This is a genomic window from Janthinobacterium sp. FW305-128, assembly GCF_020858135.1.
Taxonomy (GTDB): domain Bacteria; phylum Pseudomonadota; class Gammaproteobacteria; order Burkholderiales; family Burkholderiaceae_D; genus Janthinobacterium.
This window is the reverse complement of record NZ_JACYMK010000005.1, coordinates 118,238-130,398: the sequence shown is the minus strand read 5'-3', so window position 1 is coordinate 130,398 and position 12,161 is coordinate 118,238. Positions and strand designations below refer to the sequence as shown.

12 protein-coding genes are annotated in these 12,161 nt (G+C 63.4%); 5 read left to right on the top strand and 7 right to left on the bottom strand.

Going from position 1 to position 12,161, the window contains the following annotated elements; genetic code table 11:
* Position 1: 1 nt before the first annotated feature.
* Entirely contained in the window at positions 2-1,129 is a 1,128-nt protein-coding gene (locus IGS60_RS12505; RefSeq protein WP_230504689.1) for a T6SS immunity protein Tli4 family protein, read from the top strand.
* A gap of 71 nt (positions 1,130-1,200) precedes the next feature.
* Entirely contained in the window at positions 1,201-1,680 is a 480-nt protein-coding gene (locus IGS60_RS12500; RefSeq protein ID WP_230504688.1) for a GNAT family N-acetyltransferase, read from the top strand.
* A 4-nt stretch (positions 1,681-1,684) separates the two neighbouring features.
* On the opposite strand, the gene IGS60_RS12495 is transcribed toward IGS60_RS12500, so the two are convergent.
* The 6 genes from IGS60_RS12495 to IGS60_RS12470 form a co-directional block, all read right to left on the bottom strand.
* On the bottom strand, positions 1,685-1,873 hold the full coding sequence (locus IGS60_RS12495; RefSeq protein WP_139143560.1) for a hypothetical protein: 189 nt from the start codon (positions 1,871-1,873) through the stop codon (positions 1,685-1,687).
* Positions 1,851-2,228, bottom strand: a complete 378-nt coding sequence (locus IGS60_RS12490; RefSeq protein ID WP_230504686.1) for a DUF2750 domain-containing protein — start codon at positions 2,226-2,228, stop codon at positions 1,851-1,853. Before IGS60_RS12490 ends, IGS60_RS12495 begins: the two co-directional genes overlap by 23 nt.
* A complete protein-coding gene (locus tag IGS60_RS12485) occupies positions 2,218-2,490 on the bottom strand; it encodes a hypothetical protein (RefSeq protein ID WP_230504685.1) in 273 nt (90 codons plus the stop codon). The genes IGS60_RS12490 and IGS60_RS12485 overlap by 11 nt, the downstream gene beginning before the upstream one ends.
* 1 nt (position 2,491) lies before the next feature.
* Positions 2,492-2,881 carry an Imm1 family immunity protein gene (locus IGS60_RS12480; RefSeq protein ID WP_230504683.1) on the bottom strand — a complete coding sequence of 130 codons (390 nt, stop codon included), beginning with the start codon at positions 2,879-2,881 and terminating at the stop codon, positions 2,492-2,494.
* On the bottom strand, positions 2,878-4,518 hold the full coding sequence (locus IGS60_RS12475) for a SulP family inorganic anion transporter (protein WP_230504681.1): 1,641 nt from the start codon (positions 4,516-4,518) through the stop codon (positions 2,878-2,880). The genes IGS60_RS12480 and IGS60_RS12475 overlap by 4 nt, the downstream gene beginning before the upstream one ends.
* 67 nt (positions 4,519-4,585) lie before the next feature.
* Positions 4,586-5,167, bottom strand: coding sequence for a TetR/AcrR family transcriptional regulator (locus IGS60_RS12470; protein ID WP_230504679.1), 582 nt, complete (start codon positions 5,165-5,167; stop codon positions 4,586-4,588).
* Between the two features lie 127 nt (positions 5,168-5,294).
* Between IGS60_RS12470 and IGS60_RS12465 the strand changes: the two genes are divergently transcribed.
* The 3 genes from IGS60_RS12465 to IGS60_RS12455 all read left to right on the top strand — a co-directional run bounded on the left by IGS60_RS12465 (position 5,295) and on the right by IGS60_RS12455 (position 9,584).
* Positions 5,295-6,272 carry an SDR family oxidoreductase gene (locus IGS60_RS12465; protein ID WP_230504677.1) on the top strand — a complete coding sequence of 326 codons (978 nt, stop codon included), beginning with the start codon at positions 5,295-5,297 and terminating at the stop codon, positions 6,270-6,272.
* 3 nt (positions 6,273-6,275) lie between these two features.
* A complete protein-coding gene (locus IGS60_RS12460) occupies positions 6,276-7,151 on the top strand; it encodes a Ku protein (protein WP_230504675.1) in 876 nt (291 codons plus the stop codon).
* A 120-nt stretch (positions 7,152-7,271) separates the two neighbouring features.
* Entirely contained in the window at positions 7,272-9,584 is a 2,313-nt protein-coding gene (locus IGS60_RS12455) for a PAS domain S-box protein (RefSeq protein ID WP_230504673.1), read from the top strand.
* Here IGS60_RS12455 and ligD read toward each other — a convergent pair.
* Positions 9,568-12,054, bottom strand: coding sequence for a DNA ligase D (gene ligD / locus IGS60_RS12450; protein WP_230504671.1), 2,487 nt, complete (start codon positions 12,052-12,054; stop codon positions 9,568-9,570). The two genes, IGS60_RS12455 and ligD, sit on opposite strands and share 17 nt — an antisense overlap.
* Positions 12,055-12,161 lie beyond the last annotated feature (107 nt).

The window sequence follows — 12,161 nt, the reverse complement described above, 5'->3', positions numbered from 1 at the left end:
CATGAACAATAAGATAGAGAAAACAATTTTCCTCACGATTACGGTTATTGCGATGGTATTCCTATCCGCCTACGCGAAAAAAAATTCAGCCAAGGAGATCATAATGCTTGAAAATTTCAAAATCAGCAAACGCCTGGAAACACTATTTTTAAAAACAAAAATAGTATGCTTCGGGCGCTATGCCCTAGAGATTCCGCAAGAAGCACAACTCATATCAGGAGGGACAACAATTCTTTCGGAAATCAAGACCATACCAGGCGGAATACCAGAAAAAAACGAACGCATAGCAGAAGAAATTGAAAAAATAAAAAAAAATGACCCAACCTCTGAAATTACATACAATGGAAAAGGTCCAATAGAAAATAGCTGGCAACTTCAATACTATGATGGAGAATTCTCCAAAAAAGGTGGGCGTTTAATCTTCAAAACCTACATCACAAAAGGAAACCATATATTCATTCTTGACGGATCAACACGAAAAGGTGAAACAATAGCAGATTCCATAGAAAATCAAATGGTTCGCGCTAATAACTTACGTCTGCGCGATGAAAATGAAGTTCCCAAGGAACCTGGCTATTGCGTCAAAAATAGTTTCATGACCGACAACAAATATGATAGTCAGGAAATGGCAGATGCAGGCCTGTATTTCCCCAGCTTTCCAGACGTGACTTTTTCCATCACATCAAATAAAAATGCCTACGGTGACTATCCTCCTGCCGAATATGATGCAAAAGTACGTGGGAAATTATCATTACTTGCTCGCATCCAGGAAGCGAAAGACCAGCAAGGCAAGAATTATCCCGCTCGCACACTGCTACGCGAAGGCAAGCGTGACGTGCAGCACTGGCACGGCGAGGAATCGTTGATACGGCGTACCGATGGCGTGCATGATTTTGAATGGACGCTGGTCGGTACGCCGCGCGATATCGCCTATCCAGCGGTATTGGAAGCATCCATGTACACCAAAGTCGCCCACAACATGGTCGGCGCCGCCGAAGCCGCGTCGCTGACGGACGAAGAGGCCATCGCCTTGTGGGACAAGCTGCTGTCCGGCCTGAAGTTCCGCGTGAAAGTGCCGGGTGCGCCGCCGGGTTCGTATTACTTCGATCCGGACAAGCCGGCGCAGTGACAATTGACAAACTCATGCTGGCGCCGTGCAAGCCATTGCGCTAGCATGCTCCTTTTACCCGGAAAAACCCCATGACCATCACCCTGCGCCCCGCCCTGCCCTCCGACATCGACGCCCTGTGGGCCCTGCGCACGGTGGCCGTGCGCGTCAGTTGCGCCACGCACTATGCGCCGGAACAGATCGACGCGTGGACGGCCTCGCCCGTGCCGGCATCGTATGGCGCCATGCTGGCTGCCGGTGGCGGCATCGTCGCCATGCAGGACGAGGCCATCGCCGGCTATGCCATGCTCGATGCGGACAAGCAGGAAGTCGATGCCGTCTTCGTCGATCCCGCGCGCGCGGGACTCGGTATCGGCAAGCGCCTGCTGGCGGCGCTGGAGCAGCTGGCGCGCCAGCGCGGCATAGTGCGCCTGCACCTGTCCGCCTCGCTCAATGCGGAACCGTTTTACCGGGCCGCCGGTTTTGTTGCCTTGCGCGCCGAAGCGTATGCGCACCCGAGCGGCATCAGCCTGGCCAGCGTGGCGATGGAAAAGGCGCTGGCGGCGGCCTGAACCTTCAATCAGGCACCGCGCCTGCCTCGGACTCGGCCAGGCATTGCTGCAGCTTCGCGATCAGGGCGCGCACTTCGTCGTCGCCCAGGTCCAGCGGGTCGCCATGCGCGCCGACGGCGATCAGGCAGATGGCCGAGCCGTCGTACCAGGCGTCCAGGCGATCCTGGCCCTCATTCATATTGCTCTGACTCATATTGCAAATCCCTCCGTAAATCGTCCGGCGCCGCGATGCTGGCGCGGCCCTGCGGCACGGGAAAGACGGACGCCAGCTGGCCGTTGCCAGCCATGCCGAGTAGCCACTTGCTCAAAAAATCGTCGAGCGCGATGGCGCGCGGCTGGAAATGTTCCCACTCGCCGCTGGCGCACGCTTGCGCGTATGCCGCTTCCGGCCAGAATGGAATCGCCACCTTGCCGTCGGCTTGCGCCGTGGCCCAGCCGTCGTGGTACAAGCCCCACACTTCTTGCGTATCAGCTACCTTGCGCACAAAATAGCCATGGCGTTCGGCGGACGGCTGGCCCATCACCTGCTTGAACTTTTCAAGATGCACGGTTCTCCCCTACCTCGTCCCATACCCGCAGCTGCGGCGCGCACCAGCCCGTCACCATGTCGAGGGCGTCCAGTATCACGTCTTCCAGCGGGCCCTCCTGCGTGGCAGGACGCAGTTCCTGCAGCAAGCCGGCCACTTGCGCGGCCGTCACGCCGCTGGCCTTGTAGCGCAGCAGGATGGCGCGCAGCGTGAGCAAACCTGACCCGGACTCCAGCGCGGCCAGCAAGTCTGTGTCGATGTCGGCGATGATGGTGTGCGGCATGTCAATCCGCCTCCCACGCGATGGCGGCGGGCCGCGCGCCGCCCGTCCTGAAAAATGCGGCAAAGGCATGCTGGCAGTGTTCCACGTCCACGCACCACGCTTCCGGATATTCATCCACCTGGCCATTCGACAGCAGATAGCTGCAAACGCCGTCGGCCTCCTCGTCGCCCAGCGAGTGAAAACTCAGGTCATCCTGGCCCGACAGATACATCAGCCAGGCGTTGCCGCCATTGCGCAGCATGCACAGGGCCGGGCCCTGCTCCGCATCGCTCGCCATGGTCAGCCACAGCTCGCACTGGGCCAGGGCGCGCGCTTCCTGCAGCGCTTGTTCCAGCGCAAGCACGCTGCCGATCGCACGCGGCTCGCCATGCAGGTTCAATTCCATTGTCATGCTGTGCTCCCGCTCAAATCGTTCGTCGCCAGCGCCGTGCTCAGGTACAGCTTGCCGCTGAGGTCTTGCAGCAGGCTGCTCTGGCGCAGGCGGTCCATCACGGGGCCCTTTACTTCGGCCAGGTTCAGGCTGATGCCGCGCTTGGCCAGCGTGCTGTTGAGCTCGATCAAGCCCAGCAAGGCGGTGCTGTCGATCTGGTTGACGGCCGACAGCACCAGCACCAGATGGCGCGCCGTCGGGTGGCCGCGCAGCTCGTCTTCCACGCGCTCCGTGACGGCTTCCACGTTGCCAAAGAACAGGCCCGCATCGATGCGCAGCAGCAAGACGTCGGGCAAGGTCTGCGCCTCGTAGCGCTCCACGTTGCGGAAGTGCTCGCTATTCGGAATACGCCCCAGCACCGCGATATGCGGGCGGCTGGCGCGCCAGATCAGGGTGCCCATCGACAGCAGCACGCCGATCACCACGCCCGCTTCCACGCCCAGCACCAGCACGCCGGCCGTCGTCGCCAGCAGGGCCAGCGCATCGCTGCGGTCGTAGCGCCACGACAATTTCAAGGTATCCCAGTCCAGCAAGCTGCTGACGGCAAAGATGATGGTGGCGGCCAGCACGGGCAGCGGCAGCAGGGCCAGCCAGCCCGTGGGCGCCACCAGCGCCAGCGCCAGCAGGCTCGCCGTGATGATGCTGGCCAGGGGCGTGTTGGCGCCCGCCTGGAAATTGACGGCCGAACGCGAAATCGAGCCCGTGACGGGAAAGCCGCCCGACAGTGCGCTGGCCACGTTGGCCGCGCCCAGGCCCAGCAGTTCGCGGTTCGTATGCAGCTTTTCACCGCGCTTTTGCGCCAGGGTCTGGGCGGCGGACATGCTCATCAGAAAGATGATGAAGGCGATCAGCAGGGCCGGCGACAGCAAGGTGCGCCAATGGGCGCCCGAGGTGGCCAGATTCAGCCCCGGCAAGCCGCTGGGCACGTGGCCCGTCGTCTGCACGCCCATCGCTTCCAGGCCGCCATAGGCGACGAGCGCGATGCCGGCCAGCACCAGCGCCATCGGCGCCAGGCGCGCGCCCACGTCGGCGGCCACCTTGTTCAGCCCGCAGCGCTGCAGCAGGCGCGATGCGTAGCGCTTGGCCAGCCACAGGAACAGCAGGCCGGACAGCCCCAGCACGAGGCTGGGCGTGTGCCAGTGTGGCCAGGTGGCCCCCAGCAGGGGCGTGATCTGGCCCCAGATGATCAGGATGGCGGCGCCATTGCTGAAACCGCTGATCACGGGACGCGACAAAAAGCTGGCCATGAAGCCCAGCCGCAGCACGCCGCACAGCAACAGGACGAGGCCGCTGATGAAGGCCAGCTGGGCGGCCAGCACGATGTACAGCGAGGAGCCGGGGTCGGCCAGCGGCGCCAGGGCCGCGGCCGTCATTAGCGAGACGATGGCCATGGGGCCCACCGATTGCGTCATGCTGCTGCCGAACAAGGCATACAGCACGGGCGGCAAGATGCTGGCGTAGATGCCGACCACGGGCGGCAAACCGGCCACCAAGGCGTAAGCCATGCCTTGCGGCACCATCATCATGGCGACAACGATACCGGCGGTGATGTCTCCGGCCAACAGAGGACGCCGGTATTGCCTGAGCCAGAGCAGCATGGATGATCCCAAAATCTGAAAACCGAAGCCTATCATGCGACGAGGCCGGCTGACAGGGGGAACGCGATCAGTCTGGCAGCAATTGCGCCTTCACGGCATCGAGGATTTCCGCCGACAGCGCTTCGTCATCGACGGAACGGGCCAGCACCATGGCGCCCACCATGGCGGCAAACGTGGCAATGGCCTGCTGGCGCCGCCGCTCCGGCGCACCATCGGGCGCGCCGTCGGGCAGCAAGCCTTCCAGCAGCGCGAACTGCTGCCGCGTGGCTTGCGTAAACGCGGGGCGCGCGCCGGGCGACATGCGCGCCACGTCGACGCCCATGGCCGCCGCCGGGCAGCCGCCGCCCGGCTGGTCGCGGTGCCGGGTGGTCAGGTAGCTGTCGATGATGGCCGGCAGCGCGCGCTGCGGGTCGCTGGCAACCTTCGCCCGCCAGCCTTCCAGCGACTTATTCAAGGCATGCTGGCACGCCTCGATCATCAAGTCTTCCTTGGACGCGAAATGGCCATAGAAGCCGCCATGCGTGAGGCCCGCGTTCTTCATCAGGTCGGCCACGCCGATGCCGTCATAGCCCTTTTCGCGGAACAATCTTGCCGCCACGTCAACGATGCGCTCGCGGTTCAGCGCCGCCTGCTCCCTGCTCACTTTCATGCTGCCCTCCTACATTTATGTCAATCATCATATAACTTTACGCCCGTTTGCGCCACTCTGTTAGCAAGCGCACCGTTTGATGCCGGCGCCGCGCCGATACTGGGTCTTCGTTTCCAGGGAGGCCAGCATGAACGAAAACAAAGACCAGTCCGCCGGCAACTTGCAGCGCGCCATCCAGCAGGAGCAGGATGGCCGTGATGCCGTAGCAAAAGGCAAACAGGACAGCAAGCAGCCCGTACAGACGGGCAGCCGCAGCCAGCCAGGCACACCCCTGCCCGCCCAGCACCTGGACAAACCGGGCATCGAGGGGCAAATGCAGTTGAAACCGCGCTTCCTGGCGCCCGATTACTGTGGCAGCGGCAAGCTGGCCGGCATGGTGGCCGTCATCACGGGCGGCGATTCGGGCATCGGGCGCGCCGTGGCCGTGCTGTACGCGCGCGAAGGGGCCGATGTCGCCATCATTTACCTGAACGAACACGCGGACGCCAACGAAACGAAGCGCTACGTGGAAGCGGAAGGCCAAAGCTGTCTTTTGATCCCCGGCGACGTGCGCGACCAGGGCTTTTGCCAGCAAGCCATCAGCCAGGTGCTGGAACGCTTCACGCACATCGATGTGCTGGTGAACAACACCGCCTTCCAGGAGCACGCCGAATCCTTGCTGGACCTGAGCGAAGAACGCTTCGACCTGACCATGAAAACGAATGTCTACGGCTACTTTCACATGGCCAAGGCCGTGCTGCCCCACTTGCAGCGGGGCGCGTCCATCATCAACACGGGTTCCGTGACGGGTTTGCAGGGTTCCAAGCACCTGCTCGACTATTCCACCACCAAGGGCGCCATCCATGCGTTCACCATGGCGCTGGCCGGCAACCTGCTCGACAAGGGCATCCGCGTGAACGCCATCGCACCCGGCCCCGTGTGGACGCCGCTCAATCCGGCCGACAAGTCGCCCGAGGAGATCGAGAAATTCGGCCAGGACACGGACATGCGCCGCCCGGCCCAGCCCGAGGAACTGTCGCCCGCCTACGTCTTCCTGGCCTCGCCCGCCTGTTCCAGCTACATCAGCGGCATCGTCCTGCCCGTCACCGGCAGCGTGGGAGACTAGCCGATGGCGCGCGCACTCTGGAAAGGCGCCATCAGCTTCGGGCTCGTGCACATTCCCGTCGAGCTGATTTCTGCCAGCCTCGACCACGAGCTGGACTTGTCCATGCTGGACCGGCGCGACTTCGCGCCCATCGGCTACAAGCGCTACAACAAGCAGACGGGCAAGGAAGTCGAGTGGGACGACATCATCAAGGGCTATGAATACAAGACGGACGAGTACGTGGTACTGTCCGACGAGGATTTAAGGCAGGCGAACGTGAAGGCCACGCAAACCATCGACATTTTGACCTTTGTCGATGCGGCGGAAGTGCCGCTGACCTTTTACGAGCACCCGTATTACCTGCTGCCCGCCAAGGGCGGCGAGAAAGTCTATGCGCTGCTGCGCGAAACCTTGCGCAAAGCTAACAAAGTGGGTATCGCCAGCGTAGTCATGCGCACCAAGCAGCATTTGTGCGCGCTCGTCTGCGTGGGCGACGCCATCGTGCTCAACACCCTGCGCTACGCTGATGAAATCCGCCCCACGGATGACCTGGACTTGCCCGCCAGCACCCTGAAGGCGGCCGGCATTTCCGACAAGGAACTCAAGATGGCCCTGTCGCTCGTGGAAGGCATGAGCGAAGCGTGGGAACCGGAGCAATACCACGACAGCTACCGCGAAGACGTGCTGGCGCTGGTCAAGAAGAAAATCAAGGCGAAACAGACCAAGACCATCACGCCGCCCGCCCCCGAACCGGAAGAGGAACACGCCAGCAATGTGATCGACCTGGTCGCCCTGCTGCAGCAAAGCCTGGGCAAGAAGACGTCCGCGGCGCCGGTCCGCAAGCGGACGGCCGCGTCCCCTGCGCGCAAAACGGCGTCCGCCAGGCGCAAGGCGGCCTGAGGCACGCCCCACGCCACCGAGAATAGTCAATACTATAAATGCATTGACTTTGATCAAGCTTCTCGCTACGTTATGCACAGGCCTGCCAGCCGGCAAGCCCTGTCTCGCGTGCGGAAAAAAATGGATGCCGAGTTAGATCAGCTTATCCTCAGCGGCGCCCCTGGCGGCGTTGTCATCACGAACGAAGAGCACGCCGTCGTGCGCTGGACGGTGGGTGCCCAGCGCATCTTCGGCTATGGCAGCGACGAAGCGCTGGGCCGCACGCTGTGGGAGCTGATCTCCTTGCCCGGACAAGCCGAGGCGGCACAGCTGATCGACGAACAGCTGACCCTGCATGGCAGCTACGACCGCGAATCGCTGCGGCGGCGCAAGGATGGCGAACTCATCCACGTCGATGTCGCATGCCAGGTCGCACAGGCCGGGGCGGATGCCCCCCGCTACCTGATTTCCACCATGAAAGACACGACCTTGCTGAAGGCGGCACGCGACGCCCAGTTCGTCGAGGTGCGCTACCGCGTGCTGTTCGAATCGACGCCGGACAGCGTCATCATGGTCAATGCCACGGGCGCCATCGTGCTGGCCAACCAGCAGGCGCAGCGCCTGTTCGGCTACGCGGAAGGCGAATTGAACGGCAGGCAAATCGATAGTCTGCTGCCGCAACGGCTGCGCCATTCGCACGTGGCGCACCGCGCGCGCTATTTCGATCAGCCCCGCACGCGCACCATGGGCGCCGACCTGGAGTTGCTGGGCCTGCGCAAGGACAACATCGAGTTTCCCGTCGAAATCAGCCTGTCGCCCATCCAGACGGAGATCGGCACCTTCGTCATCAGCGCCATCCGCGACGTCAGCGACCGCCGCCGCGCCGAGCAGAAGTTCCGCGGCCTGCTCGAATCGGCGCCGGACGCCATCGTCATCGTCAACGGCGATGGCGAGATCGTGCTCGTCAATTCGCAGACGGAACGCCTGTTCGGCTACTCGCGCGCGGAGTTGCTCGGGCGCAATGTGGAAGTGCTGATCCCGGCCCGCTATGCGATGGACCATCCGCGCCACCGCCATGCGTTTTCCACGGCGCCGCGCGCCCGCTCCATGGGCGCCGGGCTGGAACTGTACGGCTTGCGCCGCGACGGTACCGAATTCCCCGTCGAAATCAGCCTGTCGCCGCTGGAAACGGACGAAGGCGTGCTCGTGTCGTCGGCCATCCGCGACATCTCCGAGCGCAAGCGCATCGAACGCACGCTCAACGAGCAGAAAGTCGAACTCGAGCGGGCCAGCCAGGCGAAGGACCGTTTTCTCACCAGCATGTCGCACGAGCTGCGCACACCGCTGAACGCCATCCTCGGCTTTGCCCAGCTGCTGGCCAACGAAGCCTTGCCCGCCACCGTGCTGCAAAAACGCACCTTCGTGCAAAACATCGTCACCTCGGGACGCCACCTGCTCACCCTGATCAATGAAATCCTCGACCTGGCGAAGATCGAATCAGGCAGCCTGAGCCTGTCGATGGAAGCGGTGACGCTACCCGCGCTGATCGAGGAAGTGCGCGTGATGGTGGAAGAACAGGCGCAGCAGCGCCAGATCCACCTGATCTTTCCCGCCTGCGAAGCGCTGACGCTCAGGGCCGACCATACGCGCCTCAAGCAAGTGCTGCTGAACCTGCTGTCGAACGCCATCAAGTACAACCGCCCGGCCGGCAAGGTGGAGCTGGAAATTTCGCAGCCCGATGCGCTGTGCGTGCGCATCGCCATCCGCGACACGGGCAAGGGGCTGGACGACGCGCAGATGGCCGAACTGTTCCAGCCGTTTAACCGCCTGGGGCAGGAGGCCGGCAGCGAAGAAGGCACGGGCATCGGCCTGGTCGTCACCAAGCGCCTGGTCGAACTGATGGGCGGACGCATGGGCGTGCACAGCTGCCTTGGCGAGGGCAGCGTGTTCTGGATCGAACTCGACACCATGGCCGCGCCGCCCGACAGCATGCCGCTGGACACGGAGGGGCTATCCGAGCCTGCCGGCGACGCCGGGGACGACGCCAGCGGCCAGGCGCTGCTGCTGTACGTGGAAGACAATCCGGCCAGCCTGCGCCTGGTGGAAGACATCGTCAGCTTCCTGCCGCATCTGCGCATGATCTCGGCCACCGATGCGCGCCAGGGCATCGCGCTGGCGCTGGAACGCCAGCCCGATGTCATCCTGATGGATATCAACCTGCCCGGCATGAACGGCAACCAGGCGCAACGCATTCTGCGCAACGATCCGCGCACGGCGCACATTCCCGTCATCGCCCTGACGGCCAACGCCATGAAGGGCGACATCCGGCATGGCCTTGCCGCGGGCTTTTTCCGCTACCTGACCAAACCCGTCGAGATTCCCCAGCTCAACGCCGCCATCGACGAAGCCCTGCAGCTGGCGCGCGCCACCGTGACATTCAAGCCGGAGGCGTAAAGGCCAGCTTTTTCATCGCCGCATCGAGCCCTTTCGCGCTGCGCGCATAGCCAGCCCACGGCGCGTTGCCCACGTCGAGACGGCTGTGGACATTGCCCACGTTCCATTGGTCGCCCGCCTTCAGCTGGTCGAGCTCCTCCCAGGCCAGCGGCACGGAAATGCCCAGCCCCGAACGCGTGCGGGCCGACCACGCGCACACGGTGGTGGCGCCCCGGCCATTGCGCAAATAATCGATGAAGATCTTGCCGACCCGGTTGGACGGTCCGCTTTTCAGGACGAAACGCTGGGGAATGAGCTGCGCCATGTGCGCCACGATGGCTTGCGAAAACGCCTTGACCGTATCCCAGTCGTGTTTCGGGCGGATCGGCACGACCACGTGCAAGCCCTTGCCGCCGCTGGTTTTCAGCCAGGCGGGCAAGCCCAGTTCCGTCAAAAAGGCGCGCAGCAGCACGGCCGCTTCGCGGATGGCGGGCCAGGCCACGCCCTTGCCCGGGTCCAGGTCGAACACCAGGCGGTTCGGCGTGTCGTAGGCGCTGGCCAGTGCATTTTGCGTGTGAAATTCCACCACATTCCACTGCGCCGCCGACAACAGGCCCTGTACGCTGGCCACTTCCAGCATGCTGGCATGCTCGGGATCGAGGCCGGGATCGAGCTGTTTGACGCCGGGCATGGCGGACGTGTCCGCATGCTTCTGGAAAAACAGCTCGCCGCCCACGCCGGACGGCGCGCGCACCAGCGACACGGGCCGGCCCCGCAAATGCACGAGCATCAGCTTGCCCACGAGCGCGTAGTAGCGCACCAGGTCGATCTTCCTGGCGCCGCTGTCCTGGTCGATCACCCTGTCCGCATGGCTGACCTTGAAACTGGCCGGCAAGACGCTGTCCGGCCTGGATTGGTTTGGCATCGTCTTCTCCCTGTCGATTCGCTGTGGCCGCTCGCGCACGATGGCGGCCGGCTGTTTATCCGCACGCAAGCCGTGAAACACGGCGTGGCGCACGGCGCCGCCGCTGGTCCATTGCGCAAAGCCGACCTCGGCCACCAGCGCCGGCTTGACCCAGATGGGCTGGCGCACGCCGCCCGCCTTGCCCGCGAACGGACTCGTCTCGATGGTCAGGGCGTCGAGGCGGCGCCGCAAGTCGCGCAAGGCCGCATCGTCAAAGCCGCTGCCCACATTGCCCGCATAGCGCAGCTTGCCCTGGTCATCGTGTACGCCCAGCAGCAGCGAACCGATGCCTTCGCGCGCGCCTTGCGGCGCCGTATAGCCGCCGATGACGAATTCCTGGCGCAGCCCGCATTTGAGCTTGATCCAGTCGCCGGAACGCCGCGTGACGTAGGGCGAGCCGCGCCGCTTGCCAATCACCCCTTCCAGCCCCAGGCGGCAGGCGTGGGCCAGCAATTGCCGGGGCTTGGCGTCGAGCGCTTCGCTGAAGCGCAGCAGCGGCGAAGCGGGCAAGCGCTGCAGCAGCTGTTCCAGCAAGGCCCGGCGCGCTTCGACGGGCTGGCCGCGCAGATCGTGGCCGTCGAAAAACGGCACGTCGAACAGGTAATACACAATCTCGCTGGTGGTGTCCGCCTCGAAGGCGCGCTGCAAGGCGCCAAAATCCGGGTGGCCGCTGGCGTCGTTGACGACGATTTCACCGTCATACCAGCCAGGCGGCAAGCCCAGCTTTTCCAGCGCCTGGCGCAGCTTCGGCAGTTTCGCCGTCCAGTCGTTGCCATTGCGCGTGATCAAACTGACCCGTTCGCCATCGCAACGCGCGAGGATGCGGTAACCGTCGAATTTCACCTCGAACATCCAGTCTTGCGCGTCTGGCGGCGGCGCATCGACGAGCGTGGCCAGCTGCGGCGACAGGGCGGCTGGCAGCTTCGCGGCTGGCGCAGCCGCCTGCTCCGCGCTGTGTTTGCGCCTGGGCATGGCCTTGTGCTTGACGCTGTCGGGGAATTCGTCGACGACAGAAAATTCCAGCGCCGGCCGGGCATATTCATCTTTTTCCTTGATCAGCAGCCAGGCGGGCTGCTTTTCGCCCTTGCCCTTCATGCGCACGAGCACCCACTTGCCGTGCATCTTGTGGCCATGTACGGTGAATTTCAGCTCGCCGGCCGCCAGCGCCTTGCGCGCATCGGGCGTGGCCGGCTGGGGCTGCCACGTGCCCTTGTCCCAGATGATGACCTTGCCCGCGCCATACTGTTTTTCGGGGATCGTGCCTTCAAAGCTGGCGTAGGCAATCGGGTGGTCTTCCACTTGCACGGCCATGCGCTTGTCGCGCGGGTCGTAGCTGGGGCCTTTCGGCACGGCCCAGCTTTTCATCGTGCCGTCCAGTTCCAGGCGAAAGTCATAGTGCAGGCGGCTGGCCCAATGCTTCTGGATGACGAAGCTGAGCCCGCCGCCCGCCGCCTCGCCGCCCTCCGCAGGCTCGGGCGTGACGGCGAAGTTGCGCTTGGCTTGATAGGTTTTCAAGGCGGCTTTCATGGCGGACCCATGCGGTGACGATGGCATCGAGTCTAGGCCGCCAGGGGCCAAGGCGCGGTACGCCAGCTAACAGAGCGCCTGCCCCGGCAAATGTAAGTGTTTGTAAT

What these genes read in the sequence shown, in the direction of transcription:
- IGS60_RS12495 (WP_139143560.1), bottom strand. Translation starts at nt 1,873, where the DNA reads ATGAGTCAGAGCAATATGAATGAGGGCCAGGATCGCCTGGACGCCTGG.
- IGS60_RS12455 (WP_230504673.1), top strand. Translation starts at nt 7,272, where the DNA reads ATGGATGCCGAGTTAGATCAGCTTATCCTCAGCGGCGCCCCTGGCGGC.
- IGS60_RS12500 (WP_230504688.1), top strand. Translation starts at nt 1,201, where the DNA reads ATGACCATCACCCTGCGCCCCGCCCTGCCCTCCGACATCGACGCCCTG.
- IGS60_RS12465 (WP_230504677.1), top strand. Translation starts at nt 5,295, where the DNA reads ATGAACGAAAACAAAGACCAGTCCGCCGGCAACTTGCAGCGCGCCATC.
- IGS60_RS12480 (WP_230504683.1), bottom strand. Translation starts at nt 2,881, where the DNA reads ATGACAATGGAATTGAACCTGCATGGCGAGCCGCGTGCGATCGGCAGC.
- IGS60_RS12505 (WP_230504689.1), top strand. Translation starts at nt 2, where the DNA reads ATGAACAATAAGATAGAGAAAACAATTTTCCTCACGATTACGGTTATT.
- IGS60_RS12470 (WP_230504679.1), bottom strand. Translation starts at nt 5,167, where the DNA reads ATGAAAGTGAGCAGGGAGCAGGCGGCGCTGAACCGCGAGCGCATCGTT.
- IGS60_RS12460 (WP_230504675.1), top strand. Translation starts at nt 6,276, where the DNA reads ATGGCGCGCGCACTCTGGAAAGGCGCCATCAGCTTCGGGCTCGTGCAC.
- IGS60_RS12475 (WP_230504681.1), bottom strand. Translation starts at nt 4,518, where the DNA reads ATGCTGCTCTGGCTCAGGCAATACCGGCGTCCTCTGTTGGCCGGAGAC.
- ligD (WP_230504671.1), bottom strand. Translation starts at nt 12,054, where the DNA reads ATGAAAGCCGCCTTGAAAACCTATCAAGCCAAGCGCAACTTCGCCGTC.
- IGS60_RS12485 (WP_230504685.1), bottom strand. Translation starts at nt 2,490, where the DNA reads ATGCCGCACACCATCATCGCCGACATCGACACAGACTTGCTGGCCGCG.